The organism is Lachnoanaerobaculum orale (assembly GCF_003862485.1).
Lineage (GTDB): Bacteria > Bacillota > Clostridia > Lachnospirales > Lachnospiraceae > Lachnoanaerobaculum > Lachnoanaerobaculum orale.
In genome coordinates, this window is the sequence record NZ_RRCM01000001.1 from 391,656 (window position 1) to 412,238 (window position 20,583).

The following is a 20,583-nucleotide window of genomic DNA, read 5'->3' on the forward strand; positions in this document are numbered from 1 at the left end:
TTATCGAGTAGAGGTTAAAAAATCAAATGTTGAAAAAGAGAAGACTAAGCCAAAATGAAGAAGCTATAAGGGGTATTTTACTGATAATAGTTTTTATAGCGGGACTTGTATTCCTCAGAGATATACTTGTAAAAAGAGGAGTGAGCATTACTATGTTAACAGAGTCAGATTATATAAATGCAGCGGAGTATTACATGCAGAAAAAATATGGAGAGAAGTTTGAAGGTGAGTATATAGTTGAGGACAGTATATACGTTCATCCAAAGGCAAATCCTCAGTGGCATGCAGTAGTAGAGATTGAAAATGACGGAATAATGACATCTTTTCATGATAATTATGTAGGATACCTAAAGAAAGAAGAGCTTGAGAAGTATATATATGAGCTGGTAAAGCCGATATATGGAGAGTGTAAAGTATATATACATCCATATGGTTTTGCACTGGATGACAGCTTTAGCAAAGATACAGACTTAATGACATACGTAAGTAATGGAAATTATGCATTAGATATATTTACGTATGAAAATGTAGAAAATATGGAAACTGAATTAAATAAGACATGCAGTATTTTTGTTGAAAATAAATTAGAATGCAATGTTATAAATGTTACATATATTACTCAAGAAAACTTCAGCAGTCTCGAGGAAATTAATATTGACAACATATACAATTCAAGGAATTACTATTATTCATTAGATAGTATATATGACAAGAAGACCGATACCGGATTTTCAGATATAGATGTATTGAAAGGAAGAGATGGTTATGGAAAATAATAATATGCCAACTGAAGATGAACTACAAGAATGTACGATGAAAATCTGGGAAGATTCCTTGGAAAGGATAAAATCAAGGGAGATCTAAGATATGGATTTACTCAGAACGAGTATACTTACTGCTATAATGCACCATTGATATTTGTGGACAGCACAGGAGAATCGCCGGAAGCAAATGCACTTAGAGGTAAGTCTTTGTTTTGGGGTATGCTGGACTTCTCATTTTTTACCATCTCGCCTGGAATGTATGCTTTAAATAAAATAGTTAAAGATAGTTTAAGATACATTAACTGGGATAAAGCTTTAGACGATATTGCGAACTCAGGTTATAATTATTGGGAAGAGAGAGTTGCAGACACTGAAAAAGATTCTATATCAAAAGATGCACAAAGTAAAATGAAGGGTCTTCGAAAATTTGCTGAAGATAGTGGGCTCAGTGATAAATTAAATGAAATGACGAGAAGCAGTATTGCAGATATAGCACTTAATGGCTTTGACTTCTATAAGGATGATAAAGGAGTTATTCATACAATGAGTCTTTGTTGGCAGTCGCATTGGGGATATAACAATTTTATTGATTTTGCATTTAATTCCCTTTCATCTATGAATAGAGGAAAGTTTAAATTTGGAGATGGAGATGATGAGTTTACGCTTTGGATGTGGAAAGGAGATTATTTTAACTTTGGAGCCGGAGGTGAAATAGGCATATACAAAGGTAAAGACTGGCATGTAGATTGCTATACTCAGAGTAAACTTAAAATGAATTTGGATATAAGATTAAAAGATGGTACTCAAGTAATAGATTGGGATGCTAACGATTTATATCAGTGGTGGATAACAGGGTTTAATCCAGATAAAAGATTCCAAGATGTAAAGGCTGAAGATTTAGTAATGACAGGGATGGTTGAATTTGGTGAGGAAAGGGCTATGTGGAAGGAGTTTGTACATACAGCAGAATTCAATGATCAAAATGTAGATAAGATAAATGATAACTGGTGCCTTGATTTTGTACATCGCAATGCTGTAATGAAATGGAAAGGAGGAAATAAAAACTGATGAAAATTAAAATTAGTATATTATTTTTAATAGCATGCCTGCTTACAGGATGTACGTCAGTAGTTGAAACTGTAAAATATATACATGATGCCGGTAAAATAGATAATTATATATATGGTGATGCAAAAGTGGCGAATGAATATATCGAAAAGATAGTACAGGCTTTAAATACTAATGATAGGGAGCTTTTAGCAAGCCTGTTTCCTGAGCATGCAAGGAGTAAGATAGACCATTTTGATGAAAAGATAGACTATATTATTAGAGAGAATGAGATTTGGCCGGGTTCGATAATAAGATATAAGCTTAATGAAGATAATAATTATCAATCAAGTTCCGACATGGGAAAAGTACAAAAGGTTATATATGCTAATACTACTATAGAATTTGCAAAGCCGAAAGAGAATGAATATAAAAAATTTGATTTAAGCATTGGAATGGAAATAGTTACTGTAGATGATTTTAATGAGAACAATGTAGGGATATCCATATTTGCTATTGGTGAGGGTGATTTTAATAAGGATGAAGTGGATAAAGAAAAAGATGGGTATGATATATATGCATTTGGACACTAATGATAGGAGATAAGAATATGGAAATTAAATCAAATATTGCCGGAATGGTAAATGCGGAGAATAATTATGATGTATTTAAGTATAGGCTAAATTTAAGCAGGGAAGATTTAGTGAGTATTCTAACAGATATCGATGATTATTGGATTGGAAGAAGTGGAGACAGCTTTAAATATATTTGCTGGTATTTAAAGATTTTATTGGATACAGGATATGAAGAATTGACCGGACTAAAAAATGAAATTACTGATTCAAAGAAATATATATATGATAATGACTATAATCTTTCGAATCAGATACAAAGTAAGGAGCATATAAAAGTATGAAAAAAATAATATTTCTTATTATTGCATCAGCACTTTTAATATCAGCCTGCTCAAGTGTTAAAAATACAGTGGACGGTGCAAAGAGTGAGATTACAAAAAATGATAAGCAGCCTCCTGAGGAAAAAGAATATAAAGATAAGGTGATTGCTGCAATGGATGATCAAAATGCTGATGCGCTGAAGGCACTGTTTTCAAAGAATGCAAGAGATAACATAGAAGATATGGACTTTAAAATTGCATTACTGCTTAAGAGGTATAAGGGAAAGTCAAAGAGTGTAAAGTATGACAGAAATTTTCCCGTAGTTACAGAAGACAAAGAAAAGGGAATAAAAAGGATTGAGACTTATTATGTTGTAAAGACAGATGGTGGTAATATAGATTTTATGTACCTTCAGGTTGTTGCCAAGGATGATGAGGATCCTGATGAGGTAGGTATAAGCTCTATGATGTATTCGCCTGAGATTTGGCAGATTACTATGGATGACAGCAACAGGGGATACTATCTTTGGGTGGATAATCCTTTTTGGGCTGATTATGTAAATCCGGATGATGTTATGACTACAGAGAGCAGTAGGTAGATCTTTTGGAACTCCTATGAAAAAATACATAGGAGTTCTGTTGCTATACAAACAATATGTTAAGTAGTATCAAATGTATAAATTAAATAAAACATTGAAGTATAGTTTAATAGCTTAATAATGGTATGAATGGTTGACTTTAATAATGAGGAGAAAAATGTGGAAAGGAGGAAATAAAACCTGATGAAAATTAAAATGCTAATGGGGATTTTAATATTAAGTTTACTTACAGGATGTACGTCAGTAGTTGAAACTGTACAATATATACATGACTCCGGTAAAATAGATAATTATATATATGGTGATGCAAAAGTGGTAAATAAGTATATAGAAAAGATAGTCGAAGCACTTAATACTAATGATAGGGAGCTGTTAGCAAGCCTGTTTCCTGAGCATGCAAGGAGTAAGATAGATCATTTTGATGAAAAGATAGACAGAATTATTAGGGAAAATGAAACATGGCCGTCTTCTATAATAAGGTATAAGCTTAATGAAGATAACAATTATCAATCAAGAGCTGATATGGGTAAAATCTATAGAGAGGTATATGCTAATACCACCATAGAGTTCGCAGACCCTAAGGAGGGAGAAGTACATAGACCAAGCTTAAAGATTGGTATGGTAATAGTACCTGTAGATGATTTTCACGAAAATAATGTTGGAATTTCTATACTTGCAATGGGTTATGAAGGCTTTAATAAGGAAAATGTGGATAAAGAAAAAGATGGATATGATATCTATGCATTTGGGCGCTAATGATTATAATCTTTCAATAAGGAAAAGTATAGAGCCCTTTTAACACACAAACAATATGGTAAAACTGTATGAAGTTTAACAGAAAGGAAATATGGAAATGAATTATACATTATCATTTTACTTGGGAATATTTACAATAATATGCATGATTGTGGTAAGCAGAATAGCTTTTTTTAAGGATGAGGAGTTTCTCAGAGCGGTAAGAGATACTATGGGGAAAAATCGTATGTCTCTGGCAAATAAAAGAGAGAAGCCTATCAAGGGCATCATTTGGAAAAAGAACTTAAAGAAGATGAACTTCTTATCCATCAATTTTAAGGACTACCATGTTAAGGATGTAAGTGACCTTGAATATTTTAAGAATGTTGAGACAATTATCTTGACATATATGGGTGATAATGAGGAAGATATCGGTATGTATTATGAGGAACATGTCCTTGATAATCTGAATAAAGTAAGGGATTTTGAAAAGCTGAGAAGGGTACAGTTATATCATCTGAACGCAGATAAGAGTGTGAAGAACGAATGTCCGAGAGCAATAGTGTTTATAGACTAGTTTTTACGGTAAGGAGAGACATAGATGAAATTAGAGTATAAAAAGCGGATATATTGGTTGCTTAGGTTTATACTTATTATATGTGTAATCAATGTACTGACCGGATTCTATGAGTTTTGTACTTCAAGCAAAAATGCAAATGCAAACCAAATCATATGGAAAGGCGAGAGATACAATAAGACTGAGACCGGATATCACAGTATAGATGAGCTTAAGTATTTGGTGGATATACCGACAGATTGTGATGTAAAAGATATTTGGGCGGTGGCAAGTTATTATGCAAAGGATGACAGTGAGTGTGATACAAGACTGAAGGAACTTAAGGGTATATATGATGAAGGTGGAGCAAAGGCTGTCGTAGAGAATATCATGTCTAAAGATATTGGGGATGATAAAAAGACTATGATGGAGTACCTGATAGTGGACGGTTGCATAATAGAAAGTCCTAGTAACGACACGGAGCTGCTGAATAATGTTCTTGAACACTGCTATGACAGAGACTATGGATTCCTTGGATATAAAAGATATATTGATATAGGAAATAAGCTCTATAAAAAGAACGTGAAGCTTGAAAGAATCATTGAAGCATTTGAAACTTTAAGCAAGTATACAATTGATCGTGCAATTGTGATGCCAAAATCAGAAGATGGGCATGAAAGTGCAATTGAAACGGCATACTATCATCGTATGATACAACTGTTCCAGACATTCTCAAGTTTATCATATTTTGACGATAATCTTTTAGCGGCAAAATCATATCCCGGAAAGGATAATAAGAAATATGTTGTCAGGGCATCTATAAAAGAAAATTATGATATTGTATTATCCTACAAAAAATACAGATCATTTATAGATCTTGGACATATCAGTATATACGGAAGATATAAGAATCTGAATATGATAATAAAGAATGTATCAATTAGAGATCTGGATGATTTTGATATTGCGAATTATTTATCATTAAAAAGTCCTGAAACTTATATGTTAGGTGATAAGCTGGTCAGCCTAAAAGTTGTATCTTCAATTTTTAGACTTTGTGGTACCTATGTGATTGTATATGATTCGGATATACATACGCTTGAGGGGTTAAGCTACGGATTTTATCCTGTACTTCCTGTGTATAGTTACTTTGATACATATAATATAGTTGCATCTCCTGACAGTCACTATATAGATACAGTAGAAGCCATAAAAAATTTTAATACAAATTTTTCAAAAGGCGGTTATTTGGAAGAATTTGCAAATGATATAGGCTACGATAAAAATAACCCGGTAACATTGGAAAATTTCGGTGAGAAGATAGATGAATTTTGCAGTATGGAAGAAAAAGTTAATAGATTTTTGTATATAGGATATAATATCGGTATAGGTAGTATTGTAAATGATTTTACCGGAAGAGAACCGTTACATAAGAAAGATTAAAAGGGAATGTCCGAGAGCAATAGTGTTTATAGACTAAGTTTGTACGGTAAGGAGAGACATAGATGAAATTAGAGTATAAAAAGCGGATATATTGGTTGCTTAGGTTTATACTGATTGTATGCGTAGTCAATGTGCTGACAGGATTCTATGATATGTGTACTTCAAGCAAAAATACAAATGCAAACCAAATCATATGGAAAGGTGAGAGATATAATAAGGACGAGACCGGATATCACAGTATAGATAAGCTTAAGTATTTGGTGGATATACCGACAGATTGTGACGTGAAAGATATCTGGGCGGTGGCAAGTTATTATGTAAAGGATGACAGTGAGTGTGATACAAGGCTGAAGGAACTTAAAGGTATATATGATGAGGGTGGAGCAAAGGCTGTAGTAGATGATATCATGTCTAAAGATGTTGGAGATGATAAAAAGACTATGATGGAGTACCTGATAGTGGACGGTTGCCTAATAGAAAGCCTTGATAACGACGCGGAACTGCTTAATAATGTCCTTGAACACTGCTATGACAGAGACTATGGATTCCTTGGATGCAAAAGATATATAGATATCGGAAATAAGCTCTATAAAAAGAACGGGAAGCTTGAAAGAATCATTGAAGCATTTGAAACTTTAAGCAAGTATACAACCGATCGTGCCGGCAAGCTTAATGTGGTAGGTGACAGTGATGGTAATCTTGTGGACAGAAAACATTACAGTAATATGATACAGTTATTGCAGACATTCTCAAGTCTTTCATATTTTGACGGCAATCTGTTGGGAATAAGACCGACTATAGGTAATAGTAAAAATAAGTATATTGTGAAAGCTGTCAAAGAAGATTATGATATCGTATTAAGTTATAAAAAATATAAGTCGTTTATAAATTTTGGAAATATAAGTATATATGGCAGATATAAGAATTTAAATATGCGTATAAAGCATCCGGTGATAGGAAATGTAGAAAAATTTGATGTTATGAAATATGTAGCACCATCTGTGGTCGGCAAAGTTGTGGATAAGTTGTTTGACTTAAATATGTTATCGAGAGAATTTGAACTGTGGGGTACAAATGTGATTGTATATGATATTGATATACACACACCGGAAGGTTTTAGTTATGGATTTTATCCTATGTATAAAATTTATAACATTGATGATATGGACACTAAAAAATATATTGACAGGTTTAATGAGTATTTTCTGCCGGGAGGCGAATATGAGGAGGAAAGGGATAAAGTGGGTTATAATCCGGATAATCCTATAAGTGAAGAAGATTTTGCTGAGAGGATAGATGAAATAAACAGTATGGTATATGAACTTTTTGAAGTTAGGTGGTATTAAGGTATAATACTGATAAAAATAAAATGATAGAGTTGATGAAGTATTGTAAATGGAAGACACATGGCAGTTAGAAATAATTGTAGAATACTTGAGCAAAAGAGAACCGTTAAAAAGAGAATAGTAATGTAAAGGAAGAAAATTATGGCGGAATATATTATGGCCTTTGATGCAGGCACTACAAGCAGCAGATGTATCATATTCAATCGAAAAGGTGAGATATGTGAGTCGGCACAAAAGGAGCTGACACAGCATTATCCGAAGCCCGGTTGGGTGGAGCACGATGCGGATACGATATGGTCTACACAGCTGAGCGTGGCGGTGGAAGCAATGGCAAAGCTTGGAATAAATGCATCCGATATTGCAGGTATCGGTATCACAAACCAAAGAGAGACTACTGTAGTATGGGATAAGGAAACGGGTATTCCTGTATATAGGGCAATAGTCTGGCAGTGCAGGAGGACTGCGGATTATTGTAATGAACTTAAAAATAACGGATACACCGATATGATTCGTGATAAAACGGGTCTGATGCCGGATGCGTACTTTTCGGGAACAAAGATAAAGTGGATACTTGACAATGTGGAAGGTGCAAGACAAAAGGCAAAAGAGGGAAAGCTTCTATTCGGTACTGTAGATACTTGGCTTATTTGGAAGCTTACAGGCGGCAGAGCACATGTGACAGATTATTCCAATGCATCAAGAACCATGCTTTTTAATATACATACGCTTACATGGGATGATGACATATTAAAACTTCTTGATATACCTAAGTCTATGTTGCCGCAGGTCAATGAGTCTTCATATGTATGTGGTGAGTCGGACTTTGCATTTTTCGGAAAGAGTATACCTGTCGCAGGTGTGGCGGGAGACCAGCAGGCGGCACTTTTCGGACAGACTTGCTTTGAAGTAGGTGAAGCAAAGAGTACATACGGTACAGGTTGCTTTTTGCTTATGAATACAGGTGAAAAGCCTGTTAAATCAGATAACGGACTGGTAACTACAATTGCCTGGGGACTTAACGGAAAAATAAACTATGCTTTGGAGGGTTCAGTTTTTGTAGCCGGAGCTTCAATACAGTGGCTAAGGGATGAGATGCGTCTTATTGATTCTTCTGCCGACTCCGAATATATGGCTATGAAGGTCAATGACACTCACGGTTGCTATGTTGTGCCTGCATTTACCGGACTTGGTGCACCGTACTGGGACCAATATGCCAGAGGTACCATTGTCGGCATTACAAGAGGGGTAAATAAGTATCATATTATAAGGGCTACCTTAGAGTCTATGGCTTATCAGGTAAGAGATGTACTTGATGTGATGGAGAGGGATTCGGATATTGTACTGAAAGTTTTGAATGTGGACGGAGGTGCAAGTGTGAATAATTTCCTTATGCAGACACAGGCCGATCTTTGTAATGTACCTGTAGAAAGGCCGAAATGTGTGGAGACTACCGCAATCGGAGTGGCTTATCTTGCAGGACTTGCCGTAGGATTTTGGGACAGTATTGATGATATAAAGAAAAGCAGGAGTATTGACAGGACATTTATACCGAATCTTTCTGATGAGGTCAGGTCTGAGAAGATAAGGATGTGGAAAAAGGCTGTAAAATATGCCTTCGGTTGGGCAAGGGAAGATTAGGATAAAAAGGCATTGATTTAGTGTGAAAAATCAATGCCTTTAAGTATTGGCTTATTGCTTGGAGATTAAATTTTGCTGGAATTTTTTGCTGATTTCCATGATGTCTTTGATAAAGTCGATGGCGCTGTCTGTATATTCCTTGTTTTTTACGATGGATTTTACTTTTGATATTACGATATCCTCTCTGTTTTGATTCAGAATGGGAAGATTATTCTTTATTTTGTATTCTGCAATATCATTTACTACATCCATTCTCTCTTCAAAGAGCGATATAAGTTCTTTGTCTATGGTATCAATTCTTTCACGTAGATTTTCTAATTCATTCATAAGTACTCCTTAATTTAAATAAAGCTTTAACTGAATCTATTTTGACTTATTTGATAATAAAAGTAAATATAAGATTTTAATATTTTAAAGATAATTAACACAAAAAGCAGTGACGGTTCATATTTAATTGTGTACAATGAGTTTTTATGATGATATAATATGAATCTGTAAATTTGACAAGTTTTGATTAATTTGAAAGAATGATATTATGACTGAGGAAATAAAGAATATTTTTATGGAAGCACAAAAGGGTGAGCTTGATGCTGTTATCATGTATAACATGCTGGCAGATGCTATGGGAAGTGAAAATAAGGAAATAGCAGAGAGTCTTCGTAAGATTGCTAAGGATGAGGGAAAGCATGCAGCAATATTTAAGAAACTTACAGGAGAGGCGGTAGTACCTGATGATGCACAGGCGAAGTATGTTTGTGGGCTTTTACCCGCTATAGGTGCAAAAACATTGTTTGCAAATATGGCAAAGGGTGAGTATGATTCCATAGAAAAGTTTAAGGGCCTGCAGGATGAATACCCGGAGTTAAGAGTAATTGTAGAGGATGAACCGAAACATGGAGATGCACTTATTAAGATGAGTGAAATTACAGGTTAATAATGTATAGTAATAAATTCTGCCTGATTTAAGGCAGTTTTTTCATTTGACAAAAGCGGAAAAATAAATATAATTAAACCATGGAATACAAAAAATTAAATTTTAAACAATTAGTAGCGGATGACATACAAAAGTATGCAGGGTTTTATGGACTCAGGCCCAATAAGACCTGTGACAGTGTAGAGCTTGAGAGTTTTATATGGAAAGATTATTATAATGTGCGAGCAACTATCGCAATGAGAGACGGTAAGGAGGTCGGACTTCTTTGGCTTATGGGAGATGAAGACAGGCCTTTTGCGGCTATGCCGCTTTGCAAAGAAGAAGACCTTGAGTACTGTTTCAATTTAATGGTGGAGTATTTTAATAAAGAGCTTGACCTACCTTTAAAGATTCACTTGGCGGATGAGGAAGGAATAAAAGTATTGAATTTGCCGGAGGATAAATTTATAGTAAGGCAGGAGGAGGATGCAAAGGACTATCTCTATGAAGGAGATAAGTTGAGAAATCTTTCGGGAAAGAAGCTTCACAAGAAGAAAAATCATTACAATAATTTCCTTAAGACTTACGGTGACAGATATGAGTACAGAGTACTTGGCTGCAATCCTACAGACAGGGATGATGTTTTCAAGTTCTTGGATAAGTGGAGAGAGAAAAAGGGAGAGGAAGTTGAAAAGCATCTTGATCCTGAGGTGGAAGGAATACATGATATTTTACTTCACTGTACAAAGTTAAACATTAGAATGGGAGCAATATATATTGACGGCGAGATGGAGGCGTTTTCTATAGGAAGTTATAATAAGCTTGAAGATATGGCTGTAATACATATAGAGAAGGCAAATCCTGAGATAAACGGTCTGTATCAGGCCATCAACAAGGAGTTTTTGGAGCATGAGTTTCCGACTGTAAGTCTTGTAAATCGTGAGGACGACCTTGGACTTGAGGGACTTCGCCGTGCGAAGCAAAGCTATTATCCGGTGGACTATGCAAGAAAGTATTATGTTGAACAAAAAAGGTAATATATGATAAAGTATTTGAAAAAAGAAGAAAAAGTACTTACAAAGCCTCTGTATAAGGAGGCTTTTTTTGAAGATTCCGATAATTTTGTAGAGTACTATTATAATGAAAAGACAAAGGACAACAGAATTTTGGCGGATATAGAGGGTGAGAGTATAAAATCTATGATTATGCTGAACCCTTATACGGTATCCGTCTTCGGAAAGAAATACGGACTTGATTATATAGTGGCGGTTGCCACAAAGAAGGAGTATAAAAGGCAGGGATATATGAGAAGGCTTCTTGACAAGGTTCTCATTGATATGAACAGTGAAAAAGTTCCTTTTACCTACCTTATACCGGCAAATAAGGACTATTATCTGCCTTTTGATTTTGCATTTGTTGCAAGGAAAAATGTTTATGATGTAGATTTATCCTCTTTTAAAAAGTCTGTATTAAAGGGCGTAAAGTCTGAGTCTAAAGAGGCTTGTGAGATTCTTAGGTTTATAAACAATGAGGTTTCAAAGGACAATGATGTATATACATATAGGGATATGCATTATTTTGAGAGGGAGTTAAAAGAGATAGCTTCCGAGAACGGCTTTATAAATATCTACCGTAAAGGTAATGAGATTGTGGCCTATGAGTCTTTTTGGGGGCTTGAAAAGATTGAACTGAAAGAGAGAATAGTCTCATCAAGTATTGCAAAGAGAGAGTACGGCAAAGAGAATATAATGGTAAGAATCACAAATGTGGCAGAGCTTTTGTCAAACTTCAGATCAAGCAAGGATATAGATATCATTATAAAGATAAATGACAATATTGTTGAAGCACAGAATGCCTACTTTAGAGTGCAGATGGGTAAAGATTTCGCAAATGTATGTAAGATATCCGATGCAAAGGATAGTGCTTTTGTTGAGTTTGATATTGCGGATTTTACAGCTTGGATTTTCGGGTATATTGATAATGTGAATTTTAATATTGTTAATTTTGTAGACAAATCTATTGCAAAAGATTCACTTGATTCTATAAATAAAATCAGTGGAATATTTATAAATGAACTTGTATAATAGGCGTTGATGCATAAAAGCTTGTAAGAGGAAATATTGATTTGATTATAATGTTAAGAAGCTTTACTTTATTATGCAGATAGGAAGAAGGGTGTAGAATGAAAAATCCATTACATTATCAAATATCTGAGTATGACTGCGGTCCTACATCAATGCTCAATGCACTGAGCTTTCTATTTGAGAGAGAGGATATCCCGCCGGAGGTCATCAGAAACGTTATGCTTTATACACTGGATTGTTACAGTAATGAGGGGCATCCGGGTAAGAGCGGTACGTCACCGATGGCAATGATGTTTTTAAGTAATTGGCTCAACAGGTTCAGAGATATTAAGCAGCTTAATGTTATATGTGAATATATTACAGGTGAACAGGTCTTTATCGGTGAGACAAGTCGTATCAATGATGCTCTTACAAGGGGCGGTGCGGTTGTGATAAGGCTTTTTTATGATGTACCTCACTATGTGCTGCTTACAGGCGTGGATGAAAGCAATATCTATATGTTTGACCCTTATTATGAGGATGAGTTCACGGATGAGCACTGGTCACAGTTTATACCGGAAGGTGATGTGGAGCTTGTACTTGATAAGCCGCTTAGGTATAATCGTATTGTACCTTTCGGCTACTTTAACAGAGAAGAGGACTTGCTCTACGCCCTTGGAAAGTTTGAAAACCGTGAGGCGGTAATACTTTATAATCAGAAGACCGAGAAGACCCCGGAGAAGACGATAGAGTACTTTATATAGAAATTAATACAAGTATCATAGTTTGTTATAAGAGGATAGTAAGTAGATGATTAATCAAATTTTGCAAAAAGATGGTCTATCAACGGAGCTATTGAGCAGGCTATCGTATAAATCTGAATTAGGGATAAATCTAAAAAAGAATCTGCATTATTTTGGCAAGAAGATATTAATGGATGAGATATATAATGTAAATGCATGGTATGATTCATGTGATTTCCTTTATAATATTGCTGCAGATTATAGGATAAAAAGTATTCAATCTGCAATGCTAAAGTATGATAGATATTTTCCGGATCATCAAACTAGAAAAGTCTTTGACGATTTGCTGGGATTTCGTACTTTATGTGATGATTATGAATTTCTTTTAAGTATAGGCAAAACTGATGGCATTAGGATTGCGGATATGTCAAAAGGTAAGGCAAATGATGATGGTTATCGGGGAGTACATATATATTTTCAGGAAAGTAATTATCATTATCCGATAGAGATTCAATATAATACATTTTATGATCGTCAACTGAATAATTGGTTACATAAATATACATATAAGAAAAACTACGATAATAATACAGGTTTTACATTGAGAAAAGAATATGAAAATGGTAAAATCAAAACAGAAAGTGAATTTAGGGAGGCTTTAGAATATGTGCTATCTTGTTGCAAAAAAGGCTGACGGTATAGGCAGTATAGCGCTACAGACTTCTCATGGGAAACATTTAGTTGATTTCAAGAAAAAGCTGATAAAAGAGGTAGGCGTTGAGAATATACAATTGGTTACTGTAAGTAGACCGTCTGCTTATGGAGAATATGAGCCATATAGGTTTGTTGATACAGAGCAGGAATTTGAAGAGAGTTTAAAATTGCTTTAGCTTATACAAGGTGTGGAATACTATTTTAATATATAATATAATTTCAGGCAGTTAATCTAATGATTGGCTGTCTTTTTTCAAATCACCACAAAAGTCCGAAAAGATGTACAGCATGTCTGATATGATAATTACAGTATATATATTAACGGAGGTAATATCATGACTGAAATTAGTATAACAAAGGCAAAGGAGAATCTTTATCAAATTGTTTCAGATGTTAATGAATATTCGCAGCCGATAATTATAATAAATAACAGAGGGAAAAATGCTGTATTAATATCTGAAGATGATTGGTTGGCAATTCAGGAAACACTATATCTGAATTTAATACCCGGAATGACAGAGAGTATTCTTGAATCAAGAAATGAAGATATTTCTGAATGTACATCCTATAATCCGAACGAGGAGTGGTAAATGTAGTACGTATGTGGACCAATTATGAGGGAATAAAATAATAATTGAAAAATACAATCTTTGTGCTACAATAGTCCTTAACAATATATGTTAAAGTTTTGACATAGTTTCAAAGCTTGACGGTTTTAATGGAGGTTTTGTTATGAAACGTTTAAGAATGATGCGTGCACCACTCAAGTATGTACAGGGAAAAGGAGCTTTGCTTCAGTTCCGTAAGGAAATGGAGTATATGGGAAAGAGATGGTTGTTTGTCTGTTCAAACAGCGGTTACAACAGCTGCCATGAAGATTTGGAAAAGAGCTTTGAAGGCGAAGATGATTATCGCAGATATGAAGTCTTCGGAGGAATGTCAAGTATCAGCGAGATAAAGAAAATGCAGGATATTGTTGAGACTGATAAGATTGACGTTGTTGTTGCGGTAGGCGGCGGTTCGGCAGTGGATGCGGCTAAGGCAACAGCATATTACATGGGAAAGAGAATAGTTATAATACCTACAGTTGCAGCTACAGATGCACCTTGTACAGGACTTTCCGTTATATATAATGATGACGGAAGCTTCAATAAATATTTATTCTATCCGCAAAATCCGGATGCGGTACTTGTAGACAGCAGTGTTATAGCTAATGCACCTGTAAAGTTTTTGATAGCCGGTATGGGAGACGCTCTTGGAACATACTTTGAAGGAAGAGCTTCACTTCGTACTGAGTCACCAAGTTTGGAGAGCGGCGGTATTACAAGAGCAGGCATGGCAATTGCAAAGGCTTGCTATGATACCTTAAGAAAATACGGAAAAGCGGCCATAACTGCCTGTGAGAATAATGTTGTTACTCCTGCTTTGGATGCAATTATAGAGGCTACAGTTTATCTTTCAGGTGTAGGAGCAGATAATGTAAACTGTGCGGCTCCTCACTCATTCTACAACGGAGTTACTTCACTTGGCGGACATGAGGCATATCATGGTAATTGTGTGGCATTCGGTACTTTGATACAGCTTACACTTGAGTGTGCGGATAAGGCCGAGTTTGAGGATATACAGAATTTCTGCCTTGAAGTAGGACTGCCTATTACACTTGCAGAGCTTGGAGACTTTACAGATGAGGATCTTCATACTATAGCAAAGAATGCCTGTGTAAAGGGAGAAACAATACATAATCTTGCAGGAGACGTAACACCTGATGAGTTGTATGCGGCTATTATAGCTACAGATGCTTTAGGTAAGGCAAGACTTGGCAAGTAATCTATTTAATGGATAAGTGGCTGTTGCCGGATAGATATTTTATCTTTTTGGTGGCGGCTTTTTTATGTTCTTTGTCAAATACTGGGGTGGGAGGTAAAATGAAATCAAAGCATGATGTAATAGTAATAAGACCGGGTTTAGTATATTTGTTTTTCAGTTTTATGCCTATAGTTTTAGGAGTTACATATTTTTGGGTATTAGGCAAAGCTTTACCGTCAGATAATCCGGAGACGGACAAGATGGCAAGGTGGATATTGCTATTATTTTTTTTGACTGTCGGATTAGTATCGGGATTATATGCGTTGCTTACCAAGATAAAAATTGACAATGAGAAAATAGAAATAACAAGGTTTCCTCTTAAAAAAAAGGAATATTTTTGGTTTGATATAACTACTGCAAAGATTATAAATGAGGCATTGGCTTACCCATGTGTGATATATACAGCAGAAAAAAGAATAGCAAAAGTACCAAGGGCATATATAGGCTATGAAAAGCTGCTAAATGAGCTAAGCAAAAGAAAAATTATTGAGGAAGATGATTTGTACCTGGAAGCCAGAGGAATGTTGGCATTTGATAAGCTAAAACTTAGAGATCTCTTTAGAAGGTAGTGGGAATAGGGTTAAAATATAATAAAAATAGATAGGAGAATAGCATAAAATGAATGATAACAAAAAAGAAACTATTTGAAATGATCTTGAAAATTTTATAAAAGAAAAAAGAATTGGGAAGTATTGTATTTGGATGATGATACAGCACGATTTATGTTGGGAGAGGTCGGAGAAAATCCTATTATATGCTTTGGAATAAATCCAAGTACAGCTAATGATGAAAAGGATGATCCCACTATTTCAAAAATAAGAAAAATTGCATCAGAAAATAATTGTGACGGTTGGATAATGCTAAATCTTTATCCGCAAAGAGCGACAAATCCAAATGATATGCATATAAAAGCTGCTGATGATTTAACTGTAAAAAATTATGAAGTTATAAGAAGTGTTTTTAATATATACTCTAATGCTTTAACCTTGGCTTCTTGGGGGAACGCCATAGAGAAAAGAAAATATTTGAAAGATTGCTTAAAGGAAATTCTAGCTATTGACCCGGATAGGAAGTGGGTATGCCGTGGCAAGCTTACGGTGAAAGGCAATCCAAGGCATCAATTATATGTACCTGATAATACCAAATTACAAGATTTATATTTTAGATTAGATGGAAAAGTTTTATGCAGTAAAGATTGAAAAAGATAATGGTGCATAGATGTGTACAATTATTGATAAATAATGTATATAAAAATTTGAACTTAGAAAATAATAGTATATAAAGATAGATATTATTAGAGGAGGAGCATAGTGACCGGCTATAAAAATATTATAAATAAACCTGAATATAATTTTATAAATACTAATGAGCATCTTGGAAAGCATGTGATTTTGCTTGGGCTTGCAGGAAGCTATGCATATGGGACAAATATAGAAAGCAGCGATATAGATATAAGAGGAATTACACTCAATCAAAAATCGGATCTTATAGGACTTACACAGTTTGAACAGTATGTGGACGATAATACGGATACCGTTATCTATGCATTTAATAAAATGGTGAATTTACTTTTGAGTTGTAATCCGAATACAATAGAGTTGCTTGGACTTGCACCGGATAATTATCTCTATCTTAATGATATCGGGAAAATGCTTCTTGATAATAAACGATTGTTTTTATCAAAAAGAGCTATTCAGTCATTTGGAGGGTATGCGGATGCGCAACTTAGAAGATTACAGAATGCACTTGCCAGAGACACATTTCCACAAAGTGAAAAGGAGCAGCATATTTTTAATTCTGTAAAGAATGCAATGTACAGTTTTAACTCAAGTTATAAGAACTTTGAAAACGGAAGTCTGGAAATTTTTATAGATAGGGCGGTTAATCCGGAGCTTGAAACTGAGATATTTGTCAATGCCAAGTTGAGTCACTATCCGCTAAGAGATTATGTAAGTATGTGGAATACAATGTCAAATGTTGTAAAAGACTATGATAAAATAGGCAAGAGAAATAAAAAGAAAGATGATCTTCATTTAAATAAGCACGCCATGCATCTTATGAGATTATTTATGATGGCCATTGATATACTGGAAAAGGGAGAAATCAATACATACAGAGAAAAAGAACATGAATTGTTGATGGATATCCGCTTTGGGAAATATCAAACAGATGAGGGAACTTTTTCGGACAGCTTCTATGATATGATGAGAGAGTATGAAAAGAAGCTTGATTACGCTTCCAAGCATACGCAATTACCGGATGAACCGGATTTTAAAAGTGTGCAGGAATTGGTAATGACAATAAATGAAAGGGTGATTAGTGATGAGATATGATAATTATAAAGAGAATATAGAAGAACTGATTCTTTCTAAAATCAGAGAAATAGAAGAAAAAGAGAATATAAAAGTGCTACACGCTATTGAATCTGGAAGCAGAGCTTGGGGCTTTGCCTCACCTGACAGCGATTATGATGTGAGGTTTATCTATGTTCGTAATAAAAACTTTTATTTATCCCTTCGTGAGAACAAGGACTTTATTGATTGGGAATTAAACGAGGTACTTGATATCAACGGATGGGATTTAAAGAAGGCGTTGAAGCACTTTCATAAATCCAATGCCACATTATTTGAGTGGAGCAATTCTCCTATTGTGTATTATACAACGGATGAGTGGAAGGAGCTTTATGACAGAACGGCATGCAAGTACTTTTCGTGCAAGTCGGCACTTTATCATTACTACGGTACGGCAAAAAAGAACTACTACGATTATCTATGTGATGATATGGTAAATTATAAAAAGTATTTTTACGTGCTGAGACCTATTCTTGCCTGTAAATGGATCGAAGAAAAGAAATGCCCACCGCCGGTACTCTTTGATGAATTGGTTAATACCGTTCTTGAGGAAGACATGAAGACAGCGGTAGAGGATTTACTTGCAAAGAAGGTGAAAATGTCTGAATCTGAAAAAGGCCCAAGGGTTGAAGCGATAAATAATTATATAGAAGAGAAGTTGGAGTATTATAAGTCAACCTTGGAAACAATGGAGGATGACAGGAACACAGACTGGGATGCGCTGGAAGAGGAGTTTAGATGGGTGCTGGAAAGTATGCGGAAGTAAATGACATAATTTATCTCGTGACTATCTTGTGAAAAAGAAGAGATTTTTACAAGATATAGGAATGAGAGAGGGCAAGTAAATTACGAGTATTATGAACTGGATAGTAATGTATAGACACTACAATAGTCTAAACATATGAAAGTGAGGTGTGGAAAATAGCAAGTAACAAAAGACCGAGAAAGAGCTACTTGCAAAACTAAAAAAATCCGGAGAACAGAAAAAGTTTAGAGATGCAGATGATGTTATTTCAGATATGAGGTCAAAGTATGGATTATAAGATTATTTTGATGCGGAATGCAGAGAATATACCACCTTTTGTGATAATAATGGAGAAAGCAGGGGAAGTATTGTTCATATAAAATGTTAGAAAAGACAACAGAAAACTGTTGTAAAATCTAACGGTACGAATTATAATGAATTAGTTGGTAGTTTAAGGAGGAAGAACAATGATGAGTATTAATGAGAGAATTAAGAATTTTAGGAACCGGCTTCATCTTTCACAGGAGTACGTAGCTAATTTTTTGAGAATTAATCGTGCAACATATACTCAGATGGAAAATGGTAAGAGAAAAATAACAGCAGAAGATGTTTCAAGACTGAGTGAGTTATTTGGTGTAACAGCAGATGCTTTATTAAATGAAAACAAGATAAGCCGGTCGGCGACAGTGTTTGCAAGAAGCTTTGAAAAGTTAGATGAGAATGATCAGGCAGAAATCATGAATTTGATTAAGTTCAAAGAGCAGATGAAAATGCAGAGGAGTTAAATGCTTAATTTCAAATCAAATGCTAAGAACTATAGAGATGCAGAAAGTATGGCGGCCGCATATTTGGCTGCCTATTTTGGCGATTCGAAAATAGAATATCCTATTAGCCCGTTCAAGATGTTGAAAGACGAGGGGGTTAGTTTTGTGATACGAAATTTTAATAAACTGGAAGGTGTATATATACCTTCTCAGTCAGAAAATGACATAGCTATAGTAGGCATTAATTCAAATAGACCAATTACCAGACAAAGATTTACTGCGGCACATGAGTTGTGCCATCACTTTAGAGATGCAGATAAACAGGTTGCTTGTCCAATAGGTCAAAAGAATGCATCTGAATACTTCGCTGATGCATTTGCTTCGGGTTTATTAATGCCAATGAGTGAGCTGAATGTAAAAGTGAATGAGTATAAAGACGCCAATGGAAATGTCAATTTTGATGATATATTAAAAATAGCAGATTACTTTGGAGTTAGTTTTGAATCGTGTGTAAGAAGAATTGCATATAAGGTACATGCTGTTGAAGGCAATATTGAAAGCAAAGAATTGACAAAGAGAATCAGAAAATATAAGCCGGATATAAAAAGAAAAGAATTAGAAATGTCTTATGAAAATTTATATTCTGATTTGATAGATAACTACGCAGAACAGTTGAGATTTGCCCCAAATGAACATGCTAAGTATGTATTTGAAAATACATATATTTATAATGATAGTAGGATGGAAGGACTGGATGTTTCTATTGAAGAAGCATCAGAAATCATAACTGATTTACGTAACAATTTGCAAAATAGTAGATATTGTACTGAAGAAAATGAGGCTTACTTATCTGTTGCAGGGCATTATTTAATGTATCAAGATATTTTTACCTTGCCGGTTAAAGAATCACTAAATATATATGATTCGTTTAAACTAAATAAGGATTTGTTTGCATACTATCCACATCCTGAGTTTGGTGGCAATCCAAGACAGAATAATGTAGTGATTTCGGGTGCTAAGTTTGAAGCAGTAGATTACCATGATATTTTTAGTGAATTAGCAAAAGTGGATGCAGATGTAAGAAAGTTTTTTGAAGAGAAATCTTACATTAAGGTGAGTGATTATATAAAACATGTAATTAGAGTGCATCATAGAATTACGGTAATTCACCCTTTTCCGGAAGGTAATGGAAGAACAACAAGGGCATTTATGAATGTTCAGCTGGTAAGGGCCGGTCTAACCCCTATATACATAAAAGTTGAAGAAAAGAAAAACTATATAGCAGCGTTGGAAAAAGCTGATGTTGAAAAGAACTATGATGACTTATATGAGTGTATATTTAGAGTAATGCTTAGGTCGCATGTTGAATTGAGTATAAATCCTTAGTAGTAAGAATTTTAG

General features: G+C 34.8%; 24 protein-coding genes and 1 pseudogene. 24 read left to right on the forward strand and 1 reads right to left on the reverse strand.

Annotation, left to right across the window (positions count from 1 at the left end; translation table 11 throughout):
- Window positions 1-29: 29 nt before the first annotated feature.
- The 10 genes and pseudogenes from EHW90_RS01980 to glpK all read left to right on the forward strand — a co-directional run bounded on the left by EHW90_RS01980 (window position 30) and on the right by glpK (window position 9,023).
- Window positions 30-776 (forward strand): hypothetical protein, encoded by a 747-nt coding sequence (locus EHW90_RS01980; protein ID WP_124952616.1) that lies wholly within the window; start codon window positions 30-32, stop codon window positions 774-776.
- A gap of 24 nt (window positions 777-800) precedes the next feature.
- A pseudogene (locus EHW90_RS01985) lies at window positions 801-1,832 on the forward strand (DUF4474 domain-containing protein); the annotation flags it as partial.
- Window positions 1,832-2,404: a DUF5104 domain-containing protein gene (locus tag EHW90_RS01990; protein ID WP_124950830.1), complete on the forward strand. Its 573-nt coding sequence runs from the start codon at window positions 1,832-1,834 to the stop codon at window positions 2,402-2,404. The pseudogene EHW90_RS01985 and the gene EHW90_RS01990, both read left to right, overlap by 1 nt.
- Window positions 2,405-2,421: 17 nt before the next feature.
- Window positions 2,422-2,727 (forward strand): hypothetical protein, encoded by a 306-nt coding sequence (locus EHW90_RS01995; protein ID WP_124950832.1) that lies wholly within the window; start codon window positions 2,422-2,424, stop codon window positions 2,725-2,727.
- Complete coding sequence (locus EHW90_RS02000; protein WP_124950834.1) at window positions 2,724-3,305, forward strand: DUF5104 domain-containing protein; 582 nt, start codon at window positions 2,724-2,726, stop codon at window positions 3,303-3,305. The genes EHW90_RS01995 and EHW90_RS02000 overlap by 4 nt, the downstream gene beginning before the upstream one ends.
- A gap of 183 nt (window positions 3,306-3,488) precedes the next feature.
- Window positions 3,489-4,061 (forward strand): DUF5104 domain-containing protein, encoded by a 573-nt coding sequence (locus tag EHW90_RS02005; protein WP_124950836.1) that lies wholly within the window; start codon window positions 3,489-3,491, stop codon window positions 4,059-4,061.
- A gap of 97 nt (window positions 4,062-4,158) precedes the next feature.
- Window positions 4,159-4,617 (forward strand): hypothetical protein, encoded by a 459-nt coding sequence (locus EHW90_RS02010; protein ID WP_124950838.1) that lies wholly within the window; start codon window positions 4,159-4,161, stop codon window positions 4,615-4,617.
- Between the two features lie 24 nt (window positions 4,618-4,641).
- On the forward strand, window positions 4,642-6,039 hold the full coding sequence (locus EHW90_RS02015) for a hypothetical protein (protein WP_124950840.1): 1,398 nt from the start codon (window positions 4,642-4,644) through the stop codon (window positions 6,037-6,039).
- Window positions 6,040-6,101: 62 nt separating this feature from the next.
- Window positions 6,102-7,385, forward strand: coding sequence for a hypothetical protein (locus EHW90_RS02020; RefSeq protein WP_124950842.1), 1,284 nt, complete (start codon window positions 6,102-6,104; stop codon window positions 7,383-7,385).
- Between the two features lie 141 nt (window positions 7,386-7,526).
- Entirely contained in the window at window positions 7,527-9,023 is a 1,497-nt protein-coding gene (glpK, locus tag EHW90_RS02025; RefSeq protein WP_124950844.1) for a glycerol kinase GlpK, read from the forward strand.
- Between the two features lie 51 nt (window positions 9,024-9,074).
- On the opposite strand, the gene EHW90_RS02030 is transcribed toward glpK, so the two are convergent.
- Entirely contained in the window at window positions 9,075-9,350 is a 276-nt protein-coding gene (locus EHW90_RS02030) for a chorismate mutase (protein ID WP_124950846.1), read from the reverse strand.
- Between the two features lie 208 nt (window positions 9,351-9,558).
- Between EHW90_RS02030 and EHW90_RS02035 the strand changes: the two genes are divergently transcribed.
- The 14 genes from EHW90_RS02035 (at window position 9,559) to EHW90_RS02105 (ending at window position 20,568) form a co-directional block, all read left to right on the forward strand.
- The gene (locus EHW90_RS02035) at window positions 9,559-9,957 is read left to right on the forward strand and encodes a ferritin family protein (RefSeq protein ID WP_124950848.1); all 399 of its coding nucleotides are present in this window, start codon (window positions 9,559-9,561) and stop codon (window positions 9,955-9,957) included.
- Between the two features lie 80 nt (window positions 9,958-10,037).
- On the forward strand, window positions 10,038-10,973 hold the full coding sequence (locus EHW90_RS02040) for a DUF2156 domain-containing protein (protein ID WP_124950850.1): 936 nt from the start codon (window positions 10,038-10,040) through the stop codon (window positions 10,971-10,973).
- 3 nt (window positions 10,974-10,976) lie between these two features.
- Window positions 10,977-12,020, forward strand: coding sequence for a GNAT family N-acetyltransferase (locus EHW90_RS02045; RefSeq protein ID WP_124950852.1), 1,044 nt, complete (start codon window positions 10,977-10,979; stop codon window positions 12,018-12,020).
- Window positions 12,021-12,118: 98 nt separating this feature from the next.
- Window positions 12,119-12,763 carry a C39 family peptidase gene (locus EHW90_RS02050; protein ID WP_124950853.1) on the forward strand — a complete coding sequence of 215 codons (645 nt, stop codon included), beginning with the start codon at window positions 12,119-12,121 and terminating at the stop codon, window positions 12,761-12,763.
- Between the two features lie 46 nt (window positions 12,764-12,809).
- On the forward strand, window positions 12,810-13,436 hold the full coding sequence (locus EHW90_RS02055; protein ID WP_124950855.1) for a nucleotidyltransferase family protein: 627 nt from the start codon (window positions 12,810-12,812) through the stop codon (window positions 13,434-13,436).
- Window positions 13,408-13,632: a DUF6718 family protein gene (locus tag EHW90_RS02060; protein ID WP_124950857.1), complete on the forward strand. Its 225-nt coding sequence runs from the start codon at window positions 13,408-13,410 to the stop codon at window positions 13,630-13,632. Before EHW90_RS02055 ends, EHW90_RS02060 begins: the two co-directional genes overlap by 29 nt.
- A gap of 159 nt (window positions 13,633-13,791) precedes the next feature.
- Entirely contained in the window at window positions 13,792-14,046 is a 255-nt protein-coding gene (locus tag EHW90_RS02065; protein ID WP_124950859.1) for a type II toxin-antitoxin system Phd/YefM family antitoxin, read from the forward strand.
- 142 nt (window positions 14,047-14,188) lie between these two features.
- Window positions 14,189-15,283, forward strand: coding sequence for a glycerol dehydrogenase (locus EHW90_RS02070; protein WP_124950861.1), 1,095 nt, complete (start codon window positions 14,189-14,191; stop codon window positions 15,281-15,283).
- 98 nt (window positions 15,284-15,381) lie between these two features.
- Entirely contained in the window at window positions 15,382-15,891 is a 510-nt protein-coding gene (locus EHW90_RS02075) for a hypothetical protein (protein ID WP_124950863.1), read from the forward strand.
- A 129-nt stretch (window positions 15,892-16,020) separates the two neighbouring features.
- A complete protein-coding gene (locus EHW90_RS02080; protein WP_243113888.1) occupies window positions 16,021-16,521 on the forward strand; it encodes a DUF1643 domain-containing protein in 501 nt (166 codons plus the stop codon).
- 111 nt (window positions 16,522-16,632) lie between these two features.
- On the forward strand, window positions 16,633-17,655 hold the full coding sequence (locus EHW90_RS02085; protein ID WP_124950865.1) for a nucleotidyltransferase domain-containing protein: 1,023 nt from the start codon (window positions 16,633-16,635) through the stop codon (window positions 17,653-17,655).
- Window positions 17,645-18,439 carry a nucleotidyltransferase domain-containing protein gene (locus EHW90_RS02090; protein ID WP_124950867.1) on the forward strand — a complete coding sequence of 265 codons (795 nt, stop codon included), beginning with the start codon at window positions 17,645-17,647 and terminating at the stop codon, window positions 18,437-18,439. Before EHW90_RS02085 ends, EHW90_RS02090 begins: the two co-directional genes overlap by 11 nt.
- A 446-nt stretch (window positions 18,440-18,885) precedes the next feature.
- The gene (locus EHW90_RS02100) at window positions 18,886-19,203 is read left to right on the forward strand and encodes a helix-turn-helix domain-containing protein (RefSeq protein ID WP_124950869.1); all 318 of its coding nucleotides are present in this window, start codon (window positions 18,886-18,888) and stop codon (window positions 19,201-19,203) included.
- Window positions 19,204-20,568, forward strand: a complete 1,365-nt coding sequence (locus tag EHW90_RS02105) for an ImmA/IrrE family metallo-endopeptidase (protein WP_124950871.1) — start codon at window positions 19,204-19,206, stop codon at window positions 20,566-20,568.
- Window positions 20,569-20,583: the final 15 nt, after the last annotated feature.